We start from the raw sequence: 24,615 nt of genomic DNA, 5'->3' as shown, positions 1-24,615 counted from the left end.
AGGATTGTCCGAGTGGGAGCAGCGCCGAATCGTCGCCGCCGCCGGCTCATCCTTCCCGCGCTGCTGTTCGTCGTCGGTGCGCTGGCCCTCGCCCTCGTCTCCGAGTTGAGCAGTTCACCGCTGGAGCGGGTGCTCGCGGCATTGCCGCTCTGGGTGTCGGTCGCCGCCGTGGCGGGGCTGCTGGCGGTGGGGACAGCCGCGACGGTCGCGTACGAGCGGCTGTCCGGCGGCACTGACGAGCCTCGGGCGGGGGCGACTCCGCGAGTGCGCAATCGCCGGGCACTGACCAGGACGACGACGGTCGTGGCGATGGTGGCGGCGGGTGCGGGCGGTGGCGCGGTGGCGGGGCCGCCGCTGTTCACCTGGGTCTCGGACTCGATCGCGGCGGCGACCGGTCCCCACTGGTCGGCCGAGGTGCTCTACTCGTTGCAGGAGAGGACGACGCACCCGGTGTCGCTGAGCCGGGACGGATCGACGCTCGCGGCCGGCTTCTATGACGGGACCGTCATCGTCTGGGACGTCGGGACGCGGGCCAGGTTCGTCCTGCGCGGCTGCAGTGGGCTGGCCGACCTGGCCCTGTCGCCGGACGGCGGGACGTTGGCCGTGGTCGGCTACAGCCGCTCCAAGGAGTGCCCTGGCAGCCACTTCAGCATGTGGGACGTTGACGCGCAGGCCAAGCTCGGCGAGTGGCAGGTCCCGACCGTCATCCCGGGCACGGTGGTGTTCAGCTCGGACGGGACGGTGCTCGCCTTCGGCGGTGAGGAAGGTGACGAAGGGGCCGACGGCGCGGCGGACGACAAGGCGCCGGACGGAAACGTGCAGCTTTGGGACGTCGGCAAACGCAGGCGTATCGCCGAGTTCGTCCTGGGGAAGACGCCCATCACGGCGCTTGCCTTCAGCCCGGACGGGCGGACCCTCGCGGGAGGCGGCACCGACTGGAGCCAGGTCATGTCGGACATCTACGCCACCAGGGTCACCTTGTGGAAGATCAGCACCCGGAAGGCGGCCGGCACCCTGACCCTGCCACCGAACACTGCCTTGCGGGCGCTCGCCTTCAACCCCGCCGGCGACGTGCTCGCCACTGGTGGTGGCAACGACGACGAGGCCACCGAGACCGTGATGCTGTGGGACGTCGCGTCTCGGAGGAACACCGCCACGATCGAGGGGAAGGACAAGGCGGCCAACTCGCTGGCGTTCACGCCGGACGGCCGGACGCTGGTCGTCGGGTTCGCCGTCGGCGAGCGGGGCGACGGCGTGGTCGAACTGTGGGACGTCGCGGGCGTCGAACGGCTGGAGACCCTGGTCCACCCGGGAAGTGCGGTGACCTCGGTGGCCGTCGGCAGGGCCGGGCGGGTGATCGCCAGCGCCACCTACGACGGCTCGGTCCGACTATGGACAAAGAGCGGGTGAGCAAGGCGCACGCCGGGGAGAACCTAGCCAGCACGCGTCACAACTGACAGGCTCCGCCCTTTGCCAGCAGAGCCCCGCTCGTCGATCTTGCACTTTCGGCCCTTGGAATAGGGCGTTTGTCCCGGTTCGTGGGGGCGGAAAGTGCAAGATCGCGGAGGGCTGGCGTGGGGTTCGGGGGCGCCCGGGATCTTCTGATTGATCCCGCCCGGTGGGGGATGCCCCGTTTGAACCGCATCGGGGCGGGAAGCCGGGCCGCGTGGTGAGCGAACGAGGCAAGGTGGGGCCGGTGCACAAGGTGCGCGAGGGGCTCACGGCCGACGGTGCCGGGTTGGCGGGCGACCGGGTCGTGGCGGCGGGCAGCGCCGCGCGGGTCCTGGTGGCTGCCACCGCGCGGGCACTGCGCGGGACCGACTGCGCCGACCTGGGGCATCCGGGACATCCGGGACCGCTGTCGCGGTTCGTCGGCGCGCCCGAGCCGGTACGCCGGGCGGCGGTCCTCCGGGCGGTCGGTCGGGTGGCGCTCACCCCTGGTCAGACGGCCGAGGTCGACGCCGGCCGGGTCGCCCGCTGGTTCGCCGACCAGTACCCGCGCCGCCGCTACCCGGGCGCCCTGATCGGCTCCCCGCACGGCGCGGTCGCGCACCTGGCGATGGCGCTCGGCGTGCCCTGGCTGCCGGCCGGGTTCGAGATGACCGCGCACTGGGCGCAGGGCGCCGTGGACCGTCCGCAGGCCGCCCTGGACCACGGTGCCGCGCTCACCGCCCGGCTCCTCGGCGGCAACGCCGATCTGCACGTTCGCCAGGTGCACTGCCCCGCCAGCCGGGGCGCGCTGGCCGGCGCCACGGTGTCGCTGGCGGCCCGGTGGCGCTCCCTGCCGGCCGCGTACGCGCGGTTCCTGGCCGACCGGCTAGAGCCGGGCGCCCCGGTGGTGCTGCTGCGCGACGTCCGCACCTGGCCGGTGTTCGACTCCGCCCCGGGGCACAGCTTCCAGGTCGGCTGCCCGGCCAGTGGCCTGGACCCGGTCGACTTCCACCCGGACAGCCATGCCCTGCGCCAGGTGCTCCGCTCGGCCGGCGGGGACGGCGCGCACTGGGAGCCGCCGGAGGTCACCTCGCCACCCGGGCCGGCGGAACACGGCGTGGAGTCCGATTTCGAGGCCGGCCTGCGGGAGTGGACCGGACGGCAGGGGCATCCGCTGCACCGGGTCCTCGTGCCGCGCCCGGAGGCGCTCAGCGCCGTGACCGCCGACCTGTACCGGCGCTGGCTGCGCGCGGCCGGCAAGACCGGTGACCGGCTGGTGGTGGAGTGCGGCCGGCTGCTCGACCCGTGGCAGGTGGTGCGGGCCGGGATGGTGCCCTACTGGTGCGAGAACGCCACCCGGCGCACCGTGGAGGGGGTGGAGTGGTGGCTCGCCGGAAGTGAGCCGTTCAGCTCGGTCGACGTGCTGCCCGAGCCGCCCGGCCTGCGGTCGCCGGCGCTGGCCGGGCTGCCGCAGTGGCTGGCCGTCGCCGGCTTCGGCCGTCGCCGGCGGGCGCTGGACCGCACCTCGGCGCGCGGCTACCCGGTCACCTCGGTACCCACCCGCCGGGCGACGGAGGTGCTGCGGGCACAGCCGTACGACCTGCCGACGCCGCCGCCGATGACGGTCGCCGACGTCCTCGCGACGCTGCGCGACAGCGGCTCCCACCAGGGGTTACTGGTCTGTTGAGCCGACCCTTTCGAAACATCCTCGCGAACCCGGGATCCCGTGATTGAGTACCTACGGAGCGGGAACACCGCTGGCTGCGACGGCCTGATCACGCCGTTCGGCACGGCGTCGTCGCCCGCTGGCATCCCAGTCATGTGACCCACTTCCGGCCCGGCGCGTGGTCCGTCCACGCGCGCGCACGACCGGTTTCCTGAATCCGGGCGGGGGACCTTCCTGAGGGAGGCGCGGATGTTCGGACAGACCACCACGACCACACCACCTCCGACCGAACGGGGCCTGGAGGACCTCGACGCGGCGGCGCTGGCGTACGCGGCCCGGATCGAGGGTCTTCCGCCCGAACGGTGCCAGGAGGCGCGTGACGACCTGGTCCGCTTCGCCCTGCCCTTCGCGGGTCGGCTGGCCCGCCGCTACCGTGGGCGGGGCGAGCCGCTGGAGGACCTGGAGCAGGTCGCCCGCCTCGGCCTGGTCAATGCCGTCGACCGGTACGACCCGGAGCGGGGTTCGTTCACCGCGTACGCGGCGATCACCATCGTCGGCGAGATCAAGCGGCACTTCCGTGACCGCACCTGGGGCGTGCACGTGCCGCGCCGGCTGCGCGACCTGATCCTGGAGGTCGGGCAGGCGACCGCCGCGCTGACCAGCGAGCTGTCCCGGGCCCCGACGGTCGCCGAACTGGCGGCGCGGCTGGAGACGCCGCAGGAGGAGATCCTCGCCGCGCTGGAGTCGGCCGCCGGTTACAGCCCGGCCTCGCTGAACGCCCCCGTCGGCGGGGAGAGCTCGGCCGAGTTCGGCGACCTGGTCGGTGAGTCCGACAACGCGCTGGAATCCGTCGACGACCGGGTGACGGTCAGCGGGCTGCTGCACCGGCTGCCGTGGCGGGAACGGCGGATCCTGGCCATGCGCTTCTACGGCAACCAGACCCAGGCGGAGATCGCCGCCCGGTTCGGCATCTCCCAGATGCACGTCTCCCGGCTGCTGTCGCGCGCGTTGACCTGGCTGCGCCAGGCGATGCTCGCCGACGCCCCGCCGCCGTGGCAGACCGGGGCTGCCGAGTCCGAGCCGGCGAAGACGAGGATCTCGGTTCGGCACAACGGCGACCGGGTGGTCGTGGAGGTCGGCGGGGACATCGACCGGAACGGCGCGGACCAGCTCCGCCGGGCGATGCTGGAGGCGGTCACCGGGCAGCCCGCCGAGGTGGTGGTCGACCTGGTCGGTGCGGGCGGCTTCGACGCCGGCGGCATCGCCGCGCTGATGGCGGGCCGCGAGGCCGCCGCCCGTACCGGGGTGCCGCTGCGGCTGACCCGGGTGCAGCCGGCCGTGCGCCGCTCGCTCACCGCGGCGGGCCTGGCCCCGGCCCGCGAGAGCTGACCACGACCGGTCCAGGAGGACCGAACCGGCCGGGGTCCGTAGGGACGGACCGAACCGCGTCGGATCCGTAGGGGCGTCAACCACGTCAGGTCCGTAGGGGCCGAACCACGTCGGCGGAGATGCCGGCACCCACGTGGGTGCCGGCACCTCCGCGCGTACGTCCGCTCAGTGCTCCGGGGTGTCGCCGGGCCCGCGCGGGTGCCGCCAGCGGTCGTTCTCCCGCTGCTCCGGCTCGGCGCCGGGGTGGGTCTCCTCCGGTTCGTCGGTCTGCTCGAAGCTGGGCCGACGGATTTCGTCCGGCTCGGGGACGTCCACCGGTCGGGCCCCGGACTGCGGAGCCGGCTGGTACGCGGACGCCTCGCGCGCGCCGTGCGCCCCTTCCAGGGACGGCGACTCGGGCTGGCGCCGGTCGCGGTGCAACTCGTCGCGGAAGTCCTGCGGCGGTTTGGTGGCGCGCTGGGGCAGGTCCCGGCCGAGGTCGGAGACGAGTGGACCGTACTTGAGGTCGAACGCGGGCCGCTCGGAGCGGATGCGGGGCATCCGGTCGAAGTTGCGCAGCGGCGGCGGGCAGGACGTCGCCCACTCCAGCGAGTTGCCGAAGCCCCACGGGTCGTCGACCGTCACCATCGCCCCGTAGCGCCAGGACTTCCAGGCGTTCCACATGAAGAACAGCGTGGACGCGCCCAGCACGAAGGAGAAGATCGTGGAGAACGTGTTCAGCGCCGTGAACCCGTCGTTCGGCAGGTAGTCGGCGTACCGGCGGGGGAAGCCCTCGTTGCCGAGCCAGTGCTGCACGAGGAAGGTGCCGTGGAAGCCGATGAACATCGTCCAGAAGTGGGCCTTGCCGAGCCGGTCGTCGAGCAGCCGCCCGGTCATCTTGGGCCACCAGAAGTAGAAGCCGCCGAAGAGCGCGAAGACCACCGTGCCGAACAGCACGTAGTGGAAGTGCCCGACGACGAAGTAGGTGTCGTGGGTGTGCCAGTCCGCTGGCGGACTGGCCAGCAGCACCCCGGTGAGGCCGCCGAAGAGGAAGGTGACCAGGAAGCCGATCGCGAAGAGCATCGGCGTCTCGAAGGTGATCTGCCCCTTCCACATGGTGCCGATCCAGTTGAAGAACTTGACCCCGGTGGGCACCGCGATCAGGTAGCTCAGGATGCTGAAGAACGGCAGCAGCACCTGGCCGGTGGTGAACATGTGGTGCGCCCACACGGTCATCGACAGCACGGTGATCGCGATGGTGGCCAGCACCAGGCCGGTGTAACCGAAGATCGGCTTGCGGGAGAAGACCGGAATGATCTCGGTGATGATGCCGAAGAACGGTATCGCGATGATGTAGACCTCGGGATGCCCGAAGAACCAGAACAGGTGCTGCCACAGCATCGGCCCGCCGGTGGTCGCGTCGTACACGTGGGCGTTGAGCAACCGGTCCGCGGCGAGCGCCAGGAGCGCGGCGGCGAGCAGCGGGAACACCAGGATCACCAGCACGCTGGTGAAGAGCATGTTCCAGGTGAAGATCGGCATCCGGAACATGGTCATGCCGGGAGCGCGCAGGGTGAGGATCGTGGTGATCAGGTTGACCGCGCCGAGGATGGTGCCCAGCCCCGACACGACCAGGCCGATCACCCACATGTTGGCGCCCACCCCGGGCGAGTGGGCCTGGTCGCTCAGCGGCGAGTAGGCGGTCCAGCCGAAGTCGGCGGAACCGTTGGGGGTGAGGAACCCGCCGATCACCATCAGGCCGCCGAACAGGTAGAGCCAGTAGGCGAGGGCGTTGAGCCGGGGGAACGAGACGTCCGGGGCGCCGATCTGGATCGGCACGATGTAGTTGGCGAACCCGAACGCCGCCGGGGTGGCGAACAGCAGCAGCATCACCGCGCCGTGCGAGGTGAAGAGCTGGTTGTACTGCTCGGCCGAGAGGAACTGCAGGCCGGGCCGGGCAAGTTCGGCCCGCATCAGCATCGCCTCGATCCCGCCGACCAGGAAGAAGACGAACGACGTCAGCAGGTAGAGCAGGCCGATCTGCTTGTGGTCGGTGGTGGCCAGGAACCGGGTCAGTTTGCTGCCGGGGAGTGCCTCGCGCAGCGGCCCGGGAAAGCCGCCGAAGCGGGCCGGCGCCAGGATCGCCGGCCCCCGGTCGTGTGCAGGTTCCGTGGTTACCCGCTTGGGCATGTGACTTCTCACCCCGCCATGACGACAGATAGGACGGCGCGGCTACCCGCCCCACAGCCCATGAAACCAGGCGACAGCGGTTATTCAGGCGAGAGTGGTAAATTCAGTCAATTCGCGGGCAAGATCGCCCAGACGACCTTCCCGTCGCCGACGGGCACGCTGCCCCACCGCTGGGCCAGCTCGCGGACGAGCATCAGCCCACGGCCGCCCTCGGCCCGCGGGTCGGGGGAGCCGGTCCGGACCGCCGTCCGGCTGCCGTCGGTCACCGTCAGGTGCAGGTAGGGCCGGCGCAGGGTGAGCGTCACCCGCATCGGCGTGCCGGCGTGCCGGACCACGTTGCCGACCAGCTCGCTGAGCACCAGCGACGCCGGGCCGACGGCCTCCGGCAGGTGCCACCGGGCGCACGCGTCGGTGACCAGCTCCCGCGCCCGCCGGCAGGCCTCCGCGACCGGTTCGAGCCTGGCCCGCAGCCGGGGCGCCGCCGCCGCGTTCGCCACCCGGGTCGCCTCGGCGCAGTCGCGGCGTACGGGCACCACCCGGCAGGCGGTCGACTGCGCCAGCCAACCCGCCGCCTCGGGCGGCGGGGCGCAGAGCACGACGGGTACCGCCGGCCAGCCGGCGGCCCGGCGGGCGGTGGCGGCGAAGACCGAGAGGGCGAGCGGATCACGGACGGTGACGTCGGTGAGGTCCACCACGAGGGCGTCGGGCTGGTCGGCGAGGCAGCCGTCCAACGCGGTGTGCACCGTGCGCATGGTGCCGAGGTCCAGACCGCCACGAAGGCGTACGACGGTAACGGGTGCCCCGTCTCGCACCTCGCAGGTGATCCGGCTCGGCATGTGCGTCCTCGTCTCGCGTCGTCGGGGACCTGCGAACTACCCGCCCCCGCGAAGGACCAAACCGGCGCCCCGGAACCCACCCGCCACGGCGCGTCACCGGCGGGGGCGGCCCCGGGTGGTCAGGATGCCGAGCGCGATCATGCCCAGGCCGAGGAACAGGTGCAGCCAGTTGTCGGCGTTGTTGACCGGGATGAAGTTCGCCGTGCTGTCGTGGTCGATCACCAGACCGTAGAGCCAGAGCACCAGGTAGATCGCGCCGCCGCCGACCAGGTACGTCCGCGCGCCCGTGACGGTGCGGCCCAGCACCAGCCCGGCCACCCCGAAGAGCAGGTGGACGATGTTGTGCAGGACCGAGACCTGGAACAGCCCGAACAGTTTGGCGTCCGAGTCGTGCCCGGCGAAGCGCAGGTCGTAGAAGTCGCTGGTGACGCCCGGCACGAAGCCGAGCACGCCGACAACGAGGAAGACCACCGCCACGGTGGTGGCGGCGCGCTTCACGGGCGCCTTGCCGTCGGCCGGGTTGTGCCGGGCGCGGGAGTGCGCCGTGGGACCGGTCACCGCCGTCTCCTCACTGTGCGGGAAGTCGAGCGGTTCCGCCTTCCCGCACATCCGACCGCCAAACTCCGCCGCCGGGCAGATCGCGAACCCCGGTCAGGCCGGTTGCAGGCGCGGCGTGGCGGCGAGCTGGCGGACCCGCTCGTAGAGGTCCACGTACCTCTCCGCCATCACGGCGGGGGTGAAGCGGAGCGCGGCCTCGCGTCGGCACTCGTCCGGGTCCAGCAGGCCGGCGGCCAGCAGCAGATCGCCCAGCTCGTCCTCGTCCGTGGTGAGCAGGCCGGTGCGGCCGTTCTCGATCAGCTCGGGCAGGCAGCCCCGGGCGGTGGCGACCACCGGCGTGCCCAGGGCCAGCGACTCGACCACCGCCGTGCCGCCCGGCTCCTCCCAGCGCAGCGGGAACAGCGAGGCACGGGCACCGGCCACCAGGTCGTCGCGTTCCTGCCCGGCCACCGTGCCCACCCAGCGGACCAGGTCGCCGTCGACGTGCGGCGCCACCTCGTCGTAGAAGAACCGGACGTCCGGGTTCTGCCGGGCCTCGTCCCCGGCGGCGGCCAGGTCCTCCGGCCGGTGGTACGGGCCGACGGGACCGGCGAGCACCAGCGGCACCCCCACCTGGTGGGCGAGGCGCGCGCCCACGTCCTGACCCTTGCCCGGGTTGATCCGGCCCAGGGTGATCAGATGGTCGCCCTTGTCCGCCCGGGGCCGGCGGTCCGCACCGACGGCGAGCGGCGTGGACAGGTGCACATGCCCCACCGAGTGCTCCCGCAACGCCCGGGGCGCGCGGGCCAGCTGCGAGGCGGAGACCCCGCTGACCCGGACTCGGTCGCCGCCGTCGAGGTTGCCGTAGAGCTCCGGGTGCTTGGCCAGGTCCCAGTGCAGCGTGTGCAGCGCCGGCGGGGCGTCGGGGCCCATCGCGGCGAGCGTGGCTAGGCCGACGGCCTCCACGTGGTCGTGCACCAGGTCGATGTCGTCGCGGGAGTGCAGCACGCGCACGACTCCGGACAGGTGCGCCTGGGAGATGCCGCAGACCTGGTTGTACGGCCGTTGCAGGGCGTGGAACTGCCCGTCGGGGAAGACCGAGAACTTCTCGTCGACCGGCAGGGTGCTGCTGTCGACCGAGGCGAGCACCACCCGTACGCCGAGCCGGCGCAGCTCCGGCACCAGCGTCGCGATCACGTTCTCGATGCCGCCGTAGCCGGGCGGCGGCACGGACAGCCACGGACCGGCGTTCATCAGGACGGTGAGGCTCATCTGGGGTTCCTTCCCTCGGCGGGGCCCTGGGCCGTCCGCGCCCGGTCACCTGCGGTCATCAGAGGTCGCGCGCTCATGCCGCGGCGACCCGTCGGCGGGGGATGCGGTGGCGCAGCTCCGCCAGGGGCGGCCGTTCCTCGACGGAGACGTCGTTGACGACGATCTCCCGGTCCAGGTTCGGCAGGGCGTCGGAGCCGCCGCGCCGGAACTGGGTCAGCAGGGCGGCGGGCATCGCGCCCGGTGCCGCCCAGCCGCGCCGCTGCAACCGCGACCAGGCGGTGAGCATGATCTGCGCCGACATCCGGCCCAACGCGGCGGTGTCCTGGTGGCGGTGCTTGCGCTCGCCCAGGTCCACCTGGGCCAGCGCGTCCAACCCGACCAGCTCGAGCAGGTCGATCAGCATCGCCGTCTCGACCCCGTAGCCGGAGACGAACGGCACCCGCTCCAGCACCTCCCGGCGGCCGGCGTACTCACCGGCGAGGGGCTGCACGAAGCCCGCCAGCTCCGGCCAGAACAGGTTCAGCATCGGCCGGGCCATCAGCTCGGTCACCCGCCCGCCGCCATCGGCCTCCACGCTGGACACCCCGACCAGCGGGCGGTGGTAGAAGCCCTTCACGAAATCCACCGAGGGATCGGTCAGCAGCGGGCCGATCAGCCCGGTCACGAAGTGCGGGCGGAACTCGCGCAGGTCGGCGTCGACGAATGCCACGATGTCGCCGTCGGCTGCGGCCAGCCCTGCCCAGAGGGCGTCCCCCTTGCCGGTCAGCCGGGGCAGACCCCGGGTCATCGCGTCCTGGCTGACCACCTCCGCGCCGGCGGCGCGGGCCACCTGGGCGGTGCGGTCGGTCGACCGGGAGTCCACCACGATCAGCTCGTCGACCAGGGCCACCCGCTCCATCAGGTGCTCCCGGACCGTCGACACGATGGCGCCGACCGTCGCCTCCTCGTTGTGGGCCGGCAGGACCACGCTGACCCTGCTGTCCCCCTTGGCGCGCATCAGCCGCCGCGCCGGCCAGTCGTCCGCCGACGTGGTGCGGTAGGTGGCCCAGGCCTCCACCACCGGTGAGACCGTCTTCTCCGTATCCCGCACAGGCACCCCCATGATCGTGGCGGAAAAACCTTCCCTGTTTTTCCCACTACCGCGCTCGCGCTAACCGCAGCATGCCTAACAGCTTGATCACGGCGGTGACGTGGCCGGGTTCCGCCCTGGTGAACGTTTGACTGCTCGTACCCGGGGGGAGTGCTGTCGCCGGACGCGAAACTGTGGCGAAAGGGCTTTTCATGCGCAGGTGCCGGGTGGGACTGGTAGGGGCCGGCGGGGTGGCGCAACGCCACGCCCGGGTGTTGGGCGGCTTCGCGGACGTGGAGCTGGTCGGGGTGACCGACGTGCTGCCCGAGGCCGCGGCGGAACTGGCGGGCGCGCACGGCGCCCGGACCTTCGGCGACGTCGACGAGCTGCTGGCCGCCGGCCCGGACGCGGTCTACGTCTGCGTGCCGCCGTTCGCGCACGGGCCGGCGGAGGAGGCGGTCGTCGCGGCCGGGGTGCCGATGTTCGTGGAGAAGCCGGTCGCCGTCGACCTGGCGACCGCCGAGCGGATCGCCGACCTGGTGGCCCGGCGGGGGCTGCTCACCGGCGTCGGGCACCACTGGCGCTACCTGCCGGTGGTGCGGCAGGCCCGGGAGCTGCTCGGCGACCGTCCGGTACGGATGGTCAGCGGCGCGTGGTGGGACAAGGTGCCCCCGGTCGCGTGGTGGTCGCGGCGGGACCGCTCCGGCGGCCCGGTCGTCGAGCAGGCCGCCCACGTGCTGGACCTGGTCCGGTTCCTGGTCGGCGAGGCCACCGAGGTCACCGCGTACGGCAACGGCACCCCGCCGCCGGTCGACGGCGCCGACATCGACTCGGTGACCACCGCCACACTGCGCTTCGCCGGTGGCGCGGTCGGCACGCTCACCGCCGCCTGCGTGCTCGGCTGGAAGCACCGTGCCGGGCTGGAGATCCTCGCCGACGGGCTGGCCCTGTCGCTGACCGAGGACGGCCTGGTGGTGCGCGACGCCGACGGGGAGCGCCGCTTCGACGCCGACCCGGAGGCCGCCCGGGTGGCCGTGGACCGGGCCTTCGTCGACGCGGTGCGGGGTGTCGGCGACGACGTCCGCGTCCCGTACGCCGAGGCCCTCGGCACCCAGCGGCTCGCCCTCGCGGTCGCCGACTCCGCCCGCACCGGCCGGCCGGTACGCCTGGACACGCCCACCGCCGCGCCGCTCACCACGGGGGTGACCGTCGATGCGTGACAAGGTGGTGGTGGTCAGCGGCCCGGGGCGGGTGGAACTGGTCGAGCAGGACGCCGCCGCGCTGACCGACGGCACGTTCCGGGTCGAGACGCTGTTCAGCGGAGTCTCCGCGGGCACCGAGCTGAGCTACGTCAAGGGCACCAACCCCTACCTGAACGTCACCTGGAACGCCGACCTCGGGCTCTTCCAGCCGGGCTCGGCGAGCACCCCGTTCCCGGTGAACCGGCTGGGCTACATGCAGGTCGCCCGGGTGGTGGAGAGCCGTACCCCGGCCGTCGCCGTGGGCACCGTCGGCGCGATGACGTACGGCCACCGCACCGGCTGGGTCGCCGACCCGGTCGCCGAACGGTTCGTGCCGCTGCCCGAGGACCTCGACCCGCTGCTCGGCGTATACGTCGCGCACATGGGGCCGATCTGCGCCAACGGGGTGCTGCACGCCGCCGCCGACCTGCACGGCGCCGACGTGCGGTCCCTCGGCGACGGGGTGCGGGGTCGCCGGGTCGCGGTCGTCGGCAGCGGGGTGGTGGCCCTGCTCACCGCACTGTTCGCCAAGCGCCACGGGGCCGCCTCGGTGGTGGTGCTCGACCCGACCCCGCAGCGGCGGGCCGTCGCCGAGGCGCTGGGCCTACAGGCCCTCGACCCGGAGGCCGACGACCCGGCGGTGGTGCTGAAGACCCGCTGGGCGCACGGCCCCGGTGACCGGGGCGCCGACGTGGTGTTCCAGTGCCGGGGGCAGGCGTGGGCGCTGCAACTCGCGCTGCGCCTGCTGCGCCCCCAGGGCACGGTGGTCGACCTGGCCTTCTACCAGGCCGGCGCGGACGCCGTCCGGTTCGGCGAGGAGTTCCACCACAACGGCCTGTCGCTGCGCTGCGCGCAGATCGGCCGGGTGCCGCGCGGGCTCGCCCCCACCTGGGACCGGGAGCGGCTCTCCGCCGAGACCATCGACCTGCTGCGTGCGTACGGGGACGTGATCCGCAAGCAGCTGGTCTCGGCGGTGGTGCCGTTCGAGGAGGCGCCGACGCTGCTGACCGACCTCGCCGAGCGGCGCCGCCAGGAACTCCAGGTGGTGCTGGCCGTCTGAGGGGCGCGCGTCCGGCCACCGGGCGGCACGGCCCAGGCGGGGTCGCCCGGCCAGCGCGCCGGACACGCGTGCCGCCGCCCGATACCGTTCCCGCCATGACCGCCGACGCTCCCGTCCTGGCCGCCGCCGACTCCGCCGCCACCGCCGGTTCCGTCACGACCGCCGTCGACGGTTCCGCCACGACCGCCGCAGAGCACACCGGCGCCGGTGGTTCCGGCGGGAGCGGCGACAGTCGGCGGGTCGGTCTCGTCGCCCTGCTGCCGTACCTGCGCGCCCACCGCGGCACCCTGGCCGTGGTGGGCGCGCTGTCGCTGGCCGGTGCGGCGGCCTCGCTGGCGCAGCCACTGCTCACCCGCTCGGTGCTGGACGGGCTCTCCGGCCGCCGAGGAGTGGCCGGGCTGGTGGCGGCGCTGGTCGCCCTGGTGCTGGTGGCCGCGGCGCTCGGCGGGTTGCGGGACTACCTGCTGCAACGCACCGCGGAGGGGGTCGTGCTGGGCACCCGGCGGCGGCTGGCCGGGCACCTGCTGCGGCTGCCGATCGCCGAGTACGACCGCCGCCGCACGGGCGACCTGCTGTCCCGGGTCGGCTCGGACACCACCCTGCTGCGCGCGGTGGTCACCTCCGGCCTGTTCGAGGTGGTCACCGGCGCCGTGATGGTGCTCGGCGCGGCGGGTGCGATGGTCCTGCTCGACCCGGTGCTGTTCGGGGTGACCCTGCTCGGGGTGGCCGCCGGCATCGCCATCGCGGTCGCCTTCGCCCACCGGGTTCGGGACCTGGCCCGGGCCGCCCAGGAACGCGTCGGCGAGATGACCTCGGCGGTGGAGCGGGCCATCTCCGCCGCCCGGACGATCCGCGCGGCCCGGGCGGAGCGGCGCGAGGCCGACGCGATCGGCGTCAGCGCCACCCAGGCGTACGCGGCGGGGCTGCGGGTGGCCCGGGTGCAGGCGTTCGTCGGGCCGGCCAGCAGCGTCACCATCCAGGGGGCGTTCCTGCTGGTCCTCGGGGTGGGCGGGGCGCGGGTGGCGGCTGGCGCGATCACCGTCGGCGACCTCGTCGCTTTCATCATGTTCCTGTTCTTCCTGGTGCTTCCGCTCGGGCAGGCGGTGCACGCCTACACCCAGTTGCAGACCGGCCTGGGCGCGCTCCAACGGATCGAGGAGGTGCTCGCCGTACCGGTCGAGGAGGCGGCCGACCGGCCGGCGCCCGCCCCGGCCCGGGCACCGGCCGGCGGCGGCCCGGCGTCCGTCGAGTTCGACCGGGTGGGCTTCGGCTACCCGGGCGGCCCGCCGGTGCTGCGCGAGGTCAGCTTCACCGTGCCGGCCGGCACCCGGACCGCCCTGGTCGGCCCGTCGGGCGCCGGCAAGTCCACGCTGCTGGCGCTGGTCGAGCGCTTCTACGAGGTCACCGACGGCGCGTTGCGGCTGGACGGGGTCGACGTGCGGGACCTGCCCCGCGACGCGCTGCGGGCCCGGATCGGCTACGTCGAGCAGTCCGCGCCCGTGCTGGCCGGCACGCTGCGGGAGAACCTCCTGATCAGCGCGCCGCAGGCCGCCGAGGCCCGGCTGCGCGCGGTCCTTGACGAGGTCAACCTCGGCCACCTCGCCGAGCGCGCCCCGGAGGGGCTGGACGTGCAGGTCGGCGAGGGCGGGGTGCTGCTCTCCGGCGGCGAGCGGCAGCGGCTGGCGATCGCCCGCGCCCTGCTGGCCGGCCCACCGGTGCTGCTGCTCGACGAGCCGACCAGCAACCTCGACGCCCGCAACGAGGCCGCGCTGCGCCGGGCCATCGACGCGGTGGCCGCCCGGCGCACCCTGCTGATCGTGGCGCACCGCCTCTCCACCGTCGTCGACGCCGACCAGATCGTGGTGCTCGACGGCGGCCGGGTGGCGGCCACCGGCACCCACGACGAGCTGACCGGAACCAGCCCGCTCTACCGTGAGCTGGCCACCCACCAGCTTCTGGTGACCTGAGCGGTGCATGCCCCTGACCGGCCCGGCGGCGACACCCGCGCGGCGGCGCGCCGGGCGGGCCGCCAACGCCGGGCCCGGTCGCGTACCGTTGCCGCTCATGGGTGTGTCGCAACGCTTGAAGAGCAGGTTCCGCCGGTTCCTCCAGCGCCCGGGGACGACGGTCGACCTGGCGCCGTTGGAGAAGCTGCTGCCGGCCGTCGAGGCGCGCGAGGATGAGCTGTCGGCGTTCGACGACGCCGAGCTGATCGAAGCCGCCGGCAAGGCCACGGGCTACGAGGAGATCTGCGCGGTCGGCCGCGAGGCCGCCCGCCGCGGCCTCGACCAGCGGCCGTACGACGTGCAGCTGCTCGGCGCGATGGCGCTGCTCTCGGGCAAGGTCGCCGAGATGGCCACCGGTGAGGGCAAGACGCTCACCGCGACCATCGCCGCGTACGGGCACGTCCGGATGGGCAACGGCCCGGTGCACGTGCTCACCGTCAACGACTACCTGGCCCGGCGCGACGCCCTCTGGATGGAGCCGGTCTACACCCTGCTCGGCCTGACCGTCGGCTGGGTCAACGAGGCGTCCACCCCGCAGGAGCGGCGCGACGCGTACGCCTGCGACGTCACCTACGTCTCGGTGAGCGAGGCCGGCTTCGACTATCTGCGCGACCAGCTCGTCACCGACGTGGAGGACCGGGTGCAGCCGCCGCTGCGCACCGCGATCGTCGACGAGGCCGACTCGATCCTCATCGACGAGGCCCGGGTGCCGATGGTCCTCGCCGGCGCGGTCACCGGCGAGCAGGACCCGGTGCACGCCGCCGCCGCGCAGGTGCGGGGCCTGCGCAAGGGCAAGCACTACACGGTCGCCGAGGACGGCCGCAGCGTCGCCTTCACCGCCGCCGGCCTGGCCGCCGTCGAGGCGAAGCTCGGCATCGACCTGTACGACGAGGAGCACGTCGCGCAGCTGTCCGCGGTGAACGTGGCGCTGCACGCACACGCCCTGCTGCACCGCGACGTCGACTACATCGTCCGGGACGGCTCCGTCGAGCTGATCGACGAGATGCGGGGCCGGGTCGCCCAGCGCCGCCGCTGGCCGGACGGGCTCCAGGCGGCGGTGGAGGCCAAGGAGGGCCTCGACGCCACCGCCGAGGGCGAGGTGCTCGGCACCATCGCCGTGCAGGCGTACATCGCGCTCTATCCCAAGGTGTGCGGCATGACGGCGACCGCGGTGCTGGTCGGCGACCAGCTCCGGGAGTTCTTCGGCCTCGAGGTGGCGGTGATCCCGCCGAACACCCCGTGTGTGCGCGAGGACGAGCCGGACCGCATCTACGCCACCCGCGCGGAGAAGGAGGAGGCGCTGATTGACGAGATCAAGCGCAACCACGAGCGCGGGCGGCCGGTGCTGGTCGGCACCCTGGACGTGAAGGAGTCCGAGGGGCTGGCCGCCGGCCTGAACGCCGCCGGAGTGTCCTGCGTGGTGCTCAACGCGAAGAACGACGACGAGGAGGCGACGATCATCGCCGAGGCCGGCGCGTACGGCGCGGTGACCGTCTCCACCCAGATGGCCGGCCGGGGCGTGGACATCCGGCTCGGCGGCAGCGATCAGGAAGACCGGGACCGGGTCGCCGAGCTGGACGGTCTCTACGTGATCGGCAGCGGCCGGCACGACAGTCGGCGCGTCGACGACCAGCTGCGCGGTCGGGCCGGTCGGCAGGGCGACCCGGGCGGGTCGGTCTTCTTCGTCAGCCTGGAGGATGACCTGGTCGTCCGGCACGCCGGCGACGCCATCCCGGCCTCGCCCCGGATGAACGCCGACGGCCTGGTCACCGACGACCAGGTCGAGTACGCCGTGGAGCACGCCCAGCGGGTCGCCGAGGGCGTCAACCACGAGATCCACCGCAACACCTGGCGCTACGGCGTCGTCATCGAGCAGCAGCGCAAGGCCCTCGCCGAGCGCCGCGAGCGGCTGCTGACCAGCGACGTGGCGGCGCTGATGCTGCTGGACCGGATGCCGGAGAAAGCCGGCGACATGGACGAGGACCTGCTCGCCCGGGCCGCCCGGTGGATCGCCCTCTTCCACCTCGACCGGCTCTGGGCGGAGCACCTCGCGGAGCTCTCCGAGGTGCGCGAGGGCGTGCACCTGCGCGCGCTCGGCCGGCTCGACCCGCTGGACGAGTTCCACCGGGCGGCGGTGCCGGCGTTCAACAACCTGATTCCGGAGATCGAGCGGCGGACCCTCGACACCTTCGAGGAGACGGAGTTCGAGGAGGACTGGGAGCCGGACGAGGCGAAGCTGGTTCGCCCGAGCGCGACCTGGACGTACCTCGTGCACGACAACCCGTTCGGCTCGGAGCTGGACCGGTTGATCGCCTCGGTGGGACGGCGGCTCAGCTCCGCGTCGCGCTGACGCTGCGGGCCTCTTCCGGTGCCTTCGGGCCCGGAAGAGGCCCCTTTTTGCGCCGTTTCGACCCGGGTTTGCGAGGGTAGAAGGCCGGGTCCGAAGAGTCGGGGGAGAAACCAGACGATGGAACAGGTGACGGCGCCGGTCGGGCGTGCGGGGGCACGCGCTCAGACGGTGAGGGCTGTGCAACGGTGAACCTTGAGATGCGGGACCCGGCGGTGGAGCTGCTCGGCGTCCTGGAGGCCGCCGCCCTGCTGCGCGAGCTGACGGCCGGGCTGATCGCGGTCGACGACTTCGACGAGGCGCTGGACGCGCTGGTGCGCATCGCCCGGGACGCGGTGACCGGCGTGAGCTGGTGCGGCTTCACCGCGCTGCGGGCCGGGGAACCGGCCGGCGTGGCCGCCTCCGACGCGCGGCTGGCGGGCCTGGACGACCTGCGGCACGGCCCTGACTCGCCAGCGATGGATGCGATCCGGCGGCGAGAGATGATCCTCTCCGACCGGTTGCACCGCGACGAGCGCTGGCCGGCCTGGACGCCGCGGGCACGGGAGTTGGGCGTGTACGGGGTGATCTCCGCGCCGGTCGACGTCGACGACCAGGTGATCGGGGCGATCAACCTCTACGCCGGCGCCGCCGACCTGCTCACCCCCGGGCACCAGCTCACCGCGATGCTGCTCGCCGAGCACGCCGGGCTGCTCCTCGCCGCGGTCCGCGACCGGGCGCGCAAGGCGGCTCGGGCCGGGGAGCTGAACCCTTCGGTGCTCGGCGACGGGGTGATCGGGCAGGCGATCGGTGTGATCATGACCCAGCGCGGCTGCCCGGCCGAGGAGGCCCTCGACGTGCTGCGCAGCGCGGCGTCGTCGCTGGACATCCCGCTGCGGGAGGTGGCCGACCGGCTGGTTTCCACCGTGTCGCGTCCCCGGGACAACTGACCTCTCCCGCCGCCCCGGCCGCCGACGTGGCCGGGTGCCGCGCAAGGCTCGCCGTTGGTACGGGCCGGTGGCGGCGGGATGGCAGGCCCCGGGCCTACCCCGCCGCCTTGCCGCCCCGCTCGGGTCCGCTCGGCTGCTCCGCTCGGCCGCTCGGCCGGTCGGGGTCGGCGTGACCGCTGGGGCCGGCGTGACTGGGGAGCCGCGTGTCGTTTCGGCGTGCTGGCACCCGGGTAGCACCCTGGACTGGTGACGCGTGCCTAACTTCCTGGGGAGGAACCATGCAGAGCCGGCTGCGGGTGCAGGGGCACCCGATCCAACCGATGCTGGTGACGTTCCCGTTCGGGCTCTTCGTGAGCGCGACCGTGTTCGACCTGACCGACGTGCTCGGCGGACCGGCCTTCCTCGGCGAGGTGGGCTACTGGACGTCCGTGGCGGCCCTGGTCGCCGCCGCGATGGCCGCCGTGGCCGGCATGATCGACCTGTGGGACGTGCCGGTTGACCGGACCCGGCGTACGGCGATCACCTTCAACCTGGTGAACGTGGCGATGGCAGCGCTGTTCCTGATCGCCTGCCTGGTCCGCGCGGACGCGCCGCAGCGGGGCGCCTCGGTCGTACTGCTGCTCACCGAGCTGGTGGCCCTGGCCATCGGCGCGGTCGGTGTCTCGCTGGGCGTCCGCCTGGTTCGCCGCTTCGACGCCGGCCGCCGGGCCGAGGCCACCACCTTCGACGCCCTGACCGGTGTCCCCGACGCCACCATCGACCTGGCCCCCCACCGCCCCTGACCCGCCCTGCGCCTTCGCGCCTTCGCGCCTTCGTGCCTTCGTGCCTTCGTGCCTTCGCGCCTTCGCGCCTTCGCGCCTTCGCGCCTTCGCGCCCTGCGCCCTGCGCCTTCGTGCCCCCGCGATCTTGCACTTTGTGCCCCAGCAAATGCCGTATTCCGCTCGAACCGGGGGCCAAAACTGCAAGATCGGCGGGGCGGGACGGGGCTGAGCTGGGCGGACGAGGCGGGGCTGGGCTGGGCTGGGCTGAGCTGGCTGGGCAGGGCTGAGCGGACGGGGCTGGGCTGGGCGGGAGGCCAAGATCGACGGGGTTGAGCGGGGAGAGTTGAGTGGCAGGGCCGGGGGAGCGTGGTCAGGGGATGGGGTGTGAGGTGGCGTGGTGGGTGGCCAGGACGTCCGCGCCGAAGTCGCTGGCCGGGCGGCGCAGGACGGTGTGCGCGTGGTTGCCGTCGTCGGCGGTGTTGTCGTACTCGATGAGCAGGTCGTCGCCCTGCACCCGGTAGTAGTGGCGCTGGCCGGGCGCGGTCGGACCGGCCCAGGCGAAGTGCAGTTGCCCGGAGTCCAGCCGGCGGGCTTCCCGGACGGCCAGTTCGGGCGGGAGCCGGTCCAGGTAGAGCGCCACGAGCTGGTCGAGCAGGGCACTTCCGGTGGGGCCGAGCCGGTCGGCGGGCACCCCGAGTGGCTCCAGCGGCCCGTCGACCCGGGGCCGGGTGGCGCTGATGATGTCCCGGGGCGCGTCGTCGGCGACGATCGCCGCGGCCCGGCCGGCCGGGCCCATCGCGTCGAGCAGGGCGCGAGCCAGGTCCTCCTCCACGGCCAGCGGCCGGGAGACCTGGCGGCCGGCGTACCGGACGGTGGCCGGGTTGGCGCCGAAGAAGATCGGTGCGGGGGAGACCTGGTCGGCCACCACGGTCATGCTCACCGAGAGGTGGTGCCCCTCCAGGCGCCATGCCCAGGCGTCGTCGCGGGCCGGGTCGCCGAAGACAGCCACCCAGTAGTCGCCACTGTGCCGGCCCCGGCGCCATCCCTCTGCCCGGTCCAGCACCTCCTCCAGCGCGACGATCGCCATCGCCTGGGCGTACGCCGGTGGGCTCAGCGCGGTGGCCAGCAGTCGGTGCGTGGCCTTGCGCCCGGCGCGGTCGAGATCGGCCAGGCAGACCCCGGGCCGGGGGCGTGGCCGGTACTCGATCCAGCGGCGGGCCGCCTCGTCGTCGAACCGGTGGGTGGCGTGGGCGCGGGCGGGTTCGGCCAGCGCGGCCAACAGCGCCGTGGCGGCGGCGCGCATCTGTTCGGGTAGCGGATCGTCCACCGACCCTGTATACCGGGTGCCGGCCGGACGCGCCGGGCGACGCCCTCAGCCGGTCCCGCGCCGGGCTTGGCGTGTCCCGCACCGGGCGTAGCCGTCAGCCGGTCCGCGCCGGGCGTAGCGGTCAGCCGGTCCCGCGCCGGGCGTAGCGGTCAGCCGGTCGGGGCCGTCAGCAGCGTGAGCATGTCGGGTAGGTCGAAGAAGCGGGCGGTGTCCACCGCCGAAGGGCTGCCGTGGTGCGGGTCGGCCCCGGCGGCGAGCAGCGCGCGGACCGTCTCGGTGCTGCTGCGGAAGGCGGCGGACGCCAGCGCCGTCTGCCCCCGGTCGTTGGTCCGGGAGTGGTCGGCGCCGCGGGCGAGCAGCGCGGCGACGGTCTCGGGACGGGCGTGGTACGCCGCCAGGATCAGCAGGGTGTCGCCCTTGTCGTTGGTCATGTTGACCGGCAGCCCAGCGTCGACGTAGTCGGCCAGTTCGGCGGTGGCGCCGTCGCGCGCCAGGTCGAACATCCGGTGCGCGAACGCCAGCGTCTCGGCGTCGAGTTCCTCACTCACCGGTCCAGGTTAGTCGGATGCCAGCCTGGTACGTTGCTCGGCCGGTGTGCTGGGGGAGGGGCTGATGGACGACAGGGTGTACGTGGGCAACGCGGGCGTCGACGGGGCGACGAACGCCGGCTGGCTGCTCGGTCATTTCATGCCGCCGGGCGACGCTCGGCACAGCGACGAGGTCGAGGTGAAGTGGGGGGTGCATCCGGCCGGGGAGGCGCGCTCCCGATGGGCCACGGGCGAGCGGCGGACGGCCCTGCTGGTGCTGGTCAGCGGCCGGTTCCGGGTCGAGCTGCCGGACCGGACGGTGATGCTCGGCGAACCCGGCGACTACGTGGTGTGGGGACGGGGCGTGGACCACTCGTGGTACGCCGAGCGCGAGTCGGTCGTGTTGACCGTGCGTTGGCCGTCGGTCCCCGGCTACCGGGTGGCGCCGCCGGTCCGCCGCTGACGTCGTCCCAACGTCTGAGATTACCTACTAAACCAATAGGGTTTGCAGGCTATGCTGGGTCGACGCACCGCCGAACCGCGAGGACCGCCATGCCCGACCGACGCCCACCCGACCTGCTCGCCGTCGCCCACCGCTGGGCCGCCGACCCCGCCCGCTGGCCGGTGCCGCTGCGCTTCGACCCCACCTCCCGGTGGTACGCCCGGCTCGCCCAGACCGCCGACCACGAGGTGTGGGCGTTGAGTTGGCTGCCCGGCCAGGGCACCGACCTGCACGACCACGGCGGCTGCGGCGGCGCGTTCCTGGTGGTGTCCGGAGTCCTGACCGAGGAGACGGTCGGCGGGGGCGTGCTGCGCCCGCACCGGCTGCCGGCCGGATCCGGCCGCCGGTTCGGCCCACGGCACGTGCACCTGGTGTCCAACCGGGGCGACGAGCCGGCGGTGAGCGTCCACGCCTACCGGCCCGCGCTGCGCCGGATGACCAGCTATCGAATCGTGGACGGCCGGCTACGCGTCGCCGAGGTGGCCGAGGCCGGAGTCGCCTGGTGAACACCCCGCCGACCCACCCGGAACGCCCGCCCGCCTTCGCGGACCGTCCGCCCTCCCGCATGGACCGCCCATCCTTCCGCGTGGATCGTCCGCGATCGGGCGCGTGCCGCCCACCCCGTGCCGGCCGTCCGCCGTCCCACGTGAACCGTCAGAAACCAGTGGAGGAAACGACCATGCCGCAGACCGACGACCCGCGCGCGTGTCCGGCCCCGGTGGCGCCACCGGGCTCCCGGGGCATCGACGAGATCCTGGCCGCGGCCAGGGCGCGGCTGGACCGGTTCGATCCGGAACGCGCGCACCTGGCGCACCGGGGCGGGGCCCTGCTGGTCGACATCCGCCCGGCCGCCCAGCGGGCCGCCCACGGCACCGTGCCCGGCTCGTTGGTGATCGAACGCAACGTGCTGGAGTGGCGGTTCGACCCCCGCTGTCCGGCCCGGCTGCCCGAGGCGGTCGGCTACGACCTTCGAGTGATGGTCATCTGCCAGGAGGGCTACACCTCCTCGCTGGCCGCCGCCGCCCTCCAGGACCTCGGGCTGCACCACGCCACGGACGTCGTCGGCGGCTTCGTCGCCTGGCGGCTCGCCGGTCTGCCCGTGCTCGGCCCCACCCCGCCGCAGCGTCCGTCCATTCCCGCGCCCCCGGTGACCGCCGGCCGGGCGCCGTCCTGACCGCCACGCTCCACCGGGCGTGGCGGCACCGCCGCCGCAGGAGGCTCCATGTCCGTCGTCGCCATCCCCACCCGCACCCACCCGACCGTCCGCCCCGAGCGGATCGGGCCGGTCCGCCCGCGTTCCGCCCCGACCGTCACCATCACCCTCGACCTGGCCCCGGGCCCGGTGAGCCCTCGCCTGGCCCGACTGCTGGAGCTGATCGGCGAACTCGCCGAGTCGGGGGAGGGCCGGCTGGGTCCCGGTGTCGCCGACGACCGGCCGGCGGCGCCCCGTGCGGTGCCGACCGCCCCGGACCCGCAGGCGATCCGGATCGCCACCGGCTCGCGGGTGGTCCACCAGGGATCCCGGCCGATCCCGCTGACCCGGATCGAGTACGACCTGCTGCTGTTCCTGGCGGAGCAGCCCCGGCGGGTCTTCACGCGGCTCCAACTGCTGAGCCGGGTGTGGGGCTACGAGCACGCGGTGGCGCGCACCGTCGACGTGCACGTCCGCCGGCTGCGCGCCAAGCTCGACGCGGACATGCCGGTGGTGACCACCGTCTACGGCGTCGGCTACCGCCTAGCCGACGAGGCCCGGATCGAGATCGAGCGCAATCGCTGACGGCACCACCCGCGCGGCGTGCCCCGGTTGCGGGCGCGCCGCGTCGGCGCGTCCGAGTCGGGTGCGTCCCGTCCCCGGTACGCCGTGCGCCACCCGGTCGCCCGGCCGTGGCCGCCCGTCCGGCGGACGTGATCCTCGCTCGCCCGGCCTCGCGGCGCCCGCGCCGACCACAGTGAACCCGGCAGGCACCCCCGTATCGGGTCGACCGAGCGGCTCTGCTGTAATCATCAGACTTCGTACGCAGAGCGAGCGTTCGGCTCCGATGCGTTCGTCAATTGTCACATTCATGCAACGCATCCGCCCCTTGACCCTCGCCCGGGCGCCGGGAAGCATCGATGAAGCGGCGTCCCGGGCCGTGGGGAGATACCCGGACCAGCCAAGGAGGACCATGTCGGTCAGCCCCGCCTCGTCGCGCGCCGGATGGCATACGTCCCAGCCCGCTGTCCCCGGTCGACCCCCGGGTGGCCAGCGTCGCCCCGCCAACACCGCCGCACCGATGCTCACGGTGACCCTGAACATCCCGTTGGCATCCGAGGAGTCGCTGACCCCGCCCGCCCGGCGGCTGCTGGAGGCCGCCCGGGAGATGCTGGAACGCGGCGAGGGCACCATCATCGCCCCCGCCAGCGTCGAACGCCGCCCCGAGCCGGTGCCGGCCGGCCGGCCGCCGTCACGTCCGGTCGCCGCCATGGTCCCCACCCTGCACATCCTCGCGTCGTCCCGGTCGGTGCTGCGCGACGGCGAGCCGTTGCCACTGACCCGGCTGGAGTTCGACCTGCTGCTGCACCTCGTCGCCCACCCTCGCCGGGTGTTCACCCGGTTGCAGTTGCTCAACGCGGTCTGGGGCTACGAGCATGCTGGCGTGCGCACCGTGGACGTGCACGTCCGGCGGCTGCGCGGCAAGGTCGGCGTCGACGTCCCGCTGGTCACCACCGTCTACGGCGTCGGCTACCGGCTCGCCGACGACGCCCACGTCACCATCGACCGCAACGGCTGACGGCCACCCCGCCCCGTCCGGGAGTCCCTGTACGTGGGCACGTCCTGGACGGCCGGCGGGGCACCATGGTCGGATGCGGATCCGACCCATCTCCCCGGAGCGGCTCGTCGCCGAGCTGACCGAGCGCCTCGCCGGCACCGGTGCCCCCGGCCGGCTGAGGGTGGCCGTCGACGGTGCCCCGGCGGCCGGCCCGGACGAGCTCGCCGCCGCGCTGGTCGACCCGCTGCGCGCGCTCGGCCGGCCGGCGCTGCACGTACGCGCCGCCGACTTCCTCCGCCCCGCCTCGGTACGCCTGGAGTACGGCCGGACCAACCCCGACGCGTACTACGACGGCTGGGTCGACGAACCGGGGCTGCGCCGGGAGGTGCTCGACCCGGCCGGGCCCGACGGCTCCGGGCGGGTGTTGCCCTCGCTGTGGGACACCACCGCCGACCGGGCCAGCCGCGCGGGGTACGTCGACCTGCCGCCCGGAGGTGTCCTGCTGGTCAGCGGGGCGCTGCTGCTCGGCGGGGGCCTGCCCTTCGACGTCACGGTCCACCTGGTGCTCTCCCCGGCGGCCCTGGCCCGGCGCACCGACCCGGCGCAGCGGTGGACGCTGCCCGCGTTCGCCCGGTACGCCGACGAGGTCGCCCCAGCCTCGTTCGCCGACGTCGTGGTCCGCGCCGACGATCCCCGGCATCCGGCTCTGGTGGAGGCCCCGGTGTCGCCCTGACGCCCCGACGTCCGAAAAGTCGCCGGTTTGATCCTCGCCGGACCGGGGTATTCGCCCGGCTCA

At 73.7% G+C, this 24,615-nt stretch carries 22 protein-coding genes; 15 read left to right on the top strand and 7 right to left on the bottom strand.

Features of this window, described 5'->3' with window-relative positions; translation table 11 throughout:
• The first annotated feature begins 12 nt into the window (after nucleotides 1-12).
• The 3 genes from GA0070608_RS26720 to GA0070608_RS26710 all read left to right on the top strand — a co-directional run bounded on the left by GA0070608_RS26720 (nucleotide 13) and on the right by GA0070608_RS26710 (nucleotide 4,486).
• Complete coding sequence (locus GA0070608_RS26720) at nucleotides 13-1,410, top strand: WD40 repeat domain-containing protein (protein ID WP_091631257.1); 1,398 nt, start codon at nucleotides 13-15, stop codon at nucleotides 1,408-1,410.
• Between the two features lie 295 nt (nucleotides 1,411-1,705).
• Nucleotides 1,706-3,118 carry a hypothetical protein gene (locus tag GA0070608_RS26715; protein WP_091636245.1) on the top strand — a complete coding sequence of 471 codons (1,413 nt, stop codon included), beginning with the start codon at nucleotides 1,706-1,708 and terminating at the stop codon, nucleotides 3,116-3,118.
• A gap of 228 nt (nucleotides 3,119-3,346) precedes the next feature.
• On the top strand, nucleotides 3,347-4,486 hold the full coding sequence (locus GA0070608_RS26710; RefSeq protein ID WP_091631254.1) for a SigB/SigF/SigG family RNA polymerase sigma factor: 1,140 nt from the start codon (nucleotides 3,347-3,349) through the stop codon (nucleotides 4,484-4,486).
• Nucleotides 4,487-4,651: 165 nt separating this feature from the next.
• On the opposite strand, the gene ctaD is transcribed toward GA0070608_RS26710, so the two are convergent.
• The 5 genes from ctaD to GA0070608_RS26685 form a co-directional block, all read right to left on the bottom strand.
• Nucleotides 4,652-6,655, bottom strand: coding sequence for an aa3-type cytochrome oxidase subunit I (ctaD, locus tag GA0070608_RS26705; RefSeq protein WP_091631252.1), 2,004 nt, complete (start codon nucleotides 6,653-6,655; stop codon nucleotides 4,652-4,654).
• A gap of 107 nt (nucleotides 6,656-6,762) precedes the next feature.
• Nucleotides 6,763-7,491 carry an ATP-binding protein gene (locus tag GA0070608_RS26700; RefSeq protein WP_091631250.1) on the bottom strand — a complete coding sequence of 243 codons (729 nt, stop codon included), beginning with the start codon at nucleotides 7,489-7,491 and terminating at the stop codon, nucleotides 6,763-6,765.
• Between the two features lie 93 nt (nucleotides 7,492-7,584).
• Nucleotides 7,585-8,049 (bottom strand): DUF4383 domain-containing protein, encoded by a 465-nt coding sequence (locus tag GA0070608_RS26695; RefSeq protein ID WP_245715958.1) that lies wholly within the window; start codon nucleotides 8,047-8,049, stop codon nucleotides 7,585-7,587.
• A gap of 93 nt (nucleotides 8,050-8,142) precedes the next feature.
• The gene (locus GA0070608_RS26690) at nucleotides 8,143-9,300 is read right to left on the bottom strand and encodes a glycosyltransferase (protein WP_091631244.1); all 1,158 of its coding nucleotides are present in this window, start codon (nucleotides 9,298-9,300) and stop codon (nucleotides 8,143-8,145) included.
• A 73-nt stretch (nucleotides 9,301-9,373) separates the two neighbouring features.
• Nucleotides 9,374-10,357, bottom strand: coding sequence for a glucosyl-3-phosphoglycerate synthase (locus GA0070608_RS26685; protein ID WP_245716151.1), 984 nt, complete (start codon nucleotides 10,355-10,357; stop codon nucleotides 9,374-9,376).
• A gap of 224 nt (nucleotides 10,358-10,581) precedes the next feature.
• Between GA0070608_RS26685 and GA0070608_RS26680 the strand changes: the two genes are divergently transcribed.
• The 6 genes from GA0070608_RS26680 to GA0070608_RS26655 all read left to right on the top strand — a co-directional run bounded on the left by GA0070608_RS26680 (nucleotide 10,582) and on the right by GA0070608_RS26655 (nucleotide 18,734).
• Nucleotides 10,582-11,589, top strand: a complete 1,008-nt coding sequence (locus GA0070608_RS26680) for a Gfo/Idh/MocA family protein (protein ID WP_091631239.1) — start codon at nucleotides 10,582-10,584, stop codon at nucleotides 11,587-11,589.
• On the top strand, nucleotides 11,582-12,670 hold the full coding sequence (locus GA0070608_RS26675) for a zinc-dependent alcohol dehydrogenase (RefSeq protein WP_091631237.1): 1,089 nt from the start codon (nucleotides 11,582-11,584) through the stop codon (nucleotides 12,668-12,670). Before GA0070608_RS26680 ends, GA0070608_RS26675 begins: the two co-directional genes overlap by 8 nt.
• A 95-nt stretch (nucleotides 12,671-12,765) precedes the next feature.
• Nucleotides 12,766-14,637: an ABC transporter ATP-binding protein gene (locus GA0070608_RS26670; protein WP_091631235.1), complete on the top strand. Its 1,872-nt coding sequence runs from the start codon at nucleotides 12,766-12,768 to the stop codon at nucleotides 14,635-14,637.
• A gap of 97 nt (nucleotides 14,638-14,734) precedes the next feature.
• A complete protein-coding gene (gene secA2, locus GA0070608_RS26665; RefSeq protein ID WP_091636240.1) occupies nucleotides 14,735-17,026 on the top strand; it encodes an accessory Sec system translocase SecA2 in 2,292 nt (763 codons plus the stop codon).
• Between the two features lie 185 nt (nucleotides 17,027-17,211).
• Nucleotides 17,212-17,952: a GAF and ANTAR domain-containing protein gene (locus tag GA0070608_RS26660; protein ID WP_091631232.1), complete on the top strand. Its 741-nt coding sequence runs from the start codon at nucleotides 17,212-17,214 to the stop codon at nucleotides 17,950-17,952.
• 278 nt (nucleotides 17,953-18,230) lie between these two features.
• A complete protein-coding gene (locus GA0070608_RS26655) occupies nucleotides 18,231-18,734 on the top strand; it encodes a DUF2231 domain-containing protein (protein ID WP_091631230.1) in 504 nt (167 codons plus the stop codon).
• 349 nt (nucleotides 18,735-19,083) lie between these two features.
• Here the strand turns inward: GA0070608_RS26655 and GA0070608_RS26650 are convergent, their stop codons facing one another.
• Entirely contained in the window at nucleotides 19,084-20,040 is a 957-nt protein-coding gene (locus GA0070608_RS26650) for a DUF3500 domain-containing protein (RefSeq protein WP_091631228.1), read from the bottom strand.
• 149 nt (nucleotides 20,041-20,189) lie between these two features.
• Complete coding sequence (locus GA0070608_RS26645) at nucleotides 20,190-20,543, bottom strand: ankyrin repeat domain-containing protein (RefSeq protein ID WP_411970849.1); 354 nt, start codon at nucleotides 20,541-20,543, stop codon at nucleotides 20,190-20,192.
• Nucleotides 20,544-20,652: 109 nt separating this feature from the next.
• Between GA0070608_RS26645 and GA0070608_RS26640 the strand changes: the two genes are divergently transcribed.
• The 6 genes from GA0070608_RS26640 (at nucleotide 20,653) to GA0070608_RS26615 (ending at nucleotide 24,552) form a co-directional block, all read left to right on the top strand.
• Nucleotides 20,653-21,030 carry a cupin domain-containing protein gene (locus GA0070608_RS26640; protein ID WP_091636235.1) on the top strand — a complete coding sequence of 126 codons (378 nt, stop codon included), beginning with the start codon at nucleotides 20,653-20,655 and terminating at the stop codon, nucleotides 21,028-21,030.
• Between the two features lie 89 nt (nucleotides 21,031-21,119).
• The gene (locus GA0070608_RS26635) at nucleotides 21,120-21,575 is read left to right on the top strand and encodes a cysteine dioxygenase (protein ID WP_091631224.1); all 456 of its coding nucleotides are present in this window, start codon (nucleotides 21,120-21,122) and stop codon (nucleotides 21,573-21,575) included.
• 173 nt (nucleotides 21,576-21,748) lie between these two features.
• On the top strand, nucleotides 21,749-22,243 hold the full coding sequence (locus GA0070608_RS26630; protein WP_091631222.1) for a rhodanese-like domain-containing protein: 495 nt from the start codon (nucleotides 21,749-21,751) through the stop codon (nucleotides 22,241-22,243).
• Between the two features lie 48 nt (nucleotides 22,244-22,291).
• Nucleotides 22,292-22,846, top strand: a complete 555-nt coding sequence (locus tag GA0070608_RS26625) for a winged helix-turn-helix domain-containing protein (protein WP_091631219.1) — start codon at nucleotides 22,292-22,294, stop codon at nucleotides 22,844-22,846.
• Nucleotides 22,847-23,234: 388 nt separating this feature from the next.
• Nucleotides 23,235-23,840 carry a winged helix-turn-helix domain-containing protein gene (locus GA0070608_RS26620; protein WP_091631216.1) on the top strand — a complete coding sequence of 202 codons (606 nt, stop codon included), beginning with the start codon at nucleotides 23,235-23,237 and terminating at the stop codon, nucleotides 23,838-23,840.
• A 73-nt stretch (nucleotides 23,841-23,913) separates the two neighbouring features.
• Complete coding sequence (locus GA0070608_RS26615; protein ID WP_091631213.1) at nucleotides 23,914-24,552, top strand: nucleoside/nucleotide kinase family protein; 639 nt, start codon at nucleotides 23,914-23,916, stop codon at nucleotides 24,550-24,552.
• The last annotated feature ends 63 nt before the right edge of the window (nucleotides 24,553-24,615 follow it).

The organism is Micromonospora peucetia (assembly GCF_900091625.1).
GTDB lineage: Bacteria > Actinomycetota > Actinomycetes > Mycobacteriales > Micromonosporaceae > Micromonospora > Micromonospora peucetia.
Note: the sequence above shows the minus strand (reverse complement) of the source record. Positions and strands in the feature narration are given on the sequence as shown.

Bases quoted from the DNA above. Each gene is read 5' to 3' on its own strand.
- GA0070608_RS26645 (WP_411970849.1), bottom strand. From the start codon at position 20,543: ATGTTCGACCTGGCGCGCGACGGCGCCACCGCCGAACTGGCCGACTAC.
- GA0070608_RS26625 (WP_091631219.1), top strand. From the start codon at position 22,292: ATGTCCGTCGTCGCCATCCCCACCCGCACCCACCCGACCGTCCGCCCC.
- ctaD (WP_091631252.1), bottom strand. From the start codon at position 6,655: ATGCCCAAGCGGGTAACCACGGAACCTGCACACGACCGGGGGCCGGCG.
- secA2 (WP_091636240.1), top strand. From the start codon at position 14,735: ATGGGTGTGTCGCAACGCTTGAAGAGCAGGTTCCGCCGGTTCCTCCAG.
- GA0070608_RS26680 (WP_091631239.1), top strand. From the start codon at position 10,582: ATGCGCAGGTGCCGGGTGGGACTGGTAGGGGCCGGCGGGGTGGCGCAA.
- GA0070608_RS26655 (WP_091631230.1), top strand. From the start codon at position 18,231: ATGCAGAGCCGGCTGCGGGTGCAGGGGCACCCGATCCAACCGATGCTG.
- GA0070608_RS26710 (WP_091631254.1), top strand. From the start codon at position 3,347: ATGTTCGGACAGACCACCACGACCACACCACCTCCGACCGAACGGGGC.
- GA0070608_RS26670 (WP_091631235.1), top strand. From the start codon at position 12,766: ATGACCGCCGACGCTCCCGTCCTGGCCGCCGCCGACTCCGCCGCCACC.
- GA0070608_RS26630 (WP_091631222.1), top strand. From the start codon at position 21,749: ATGCCGCAGACCGACGACCCGCGCGCGTGTCCGGCCCCGGTGGCGCCA.
- GA0070608_RS26635 (WP_091631224.1), top strand. From the start codon at position 21,120: ATGCCCGACCGACGCCCACCCGACCTGCTCGCCGTCGCCCACCGCTGG.
- GA0070608_RS26700 (WP_091631250.1), bottom strand. From the start codon at position 7,491: ATGCCGAGCCGGATCACCTGCGAGGTGCGAGACGGGGCACCCGTTACC.
- GA0070608_RS26690 (WP_091631244.1), bottom strand. From the start codon at position 9,300: ATGAGCCTCACCGTCCTGATGAACGCCGGTCCGTGGCTGTCCGTGCCG.
- GA0070608_RS26640 (WP_091636235.1), top strand. From the start codon at position 20,653: ATGGACGACAGGGTGTACGTGGGCAACGCGGGCGTCGACGGGGCGACG.
- GA0070608_RS26620 (WP_091631216.1), top strand. From the start codon at position 23,235: ATGTCGGTCAGCCCCGCCTCGTCGCGCGCCGGATGGCATACGTCCCAG.
- GA0070608_RS26615 (WP_091631213.1), top strand. From the start codon at position 23,914: ATGCGGATCCGACCCATCTCCCCGGAGCGGCTCGTCGCCGAGCTGACC.
- GA0070608_RS26675 (WP_091631237.1), top strand. From the start codon at position 11,582: ATGCGTGACAAGGTGGTGGTGGTCAGCGGCCCGGGGCGGGTGGAACTG.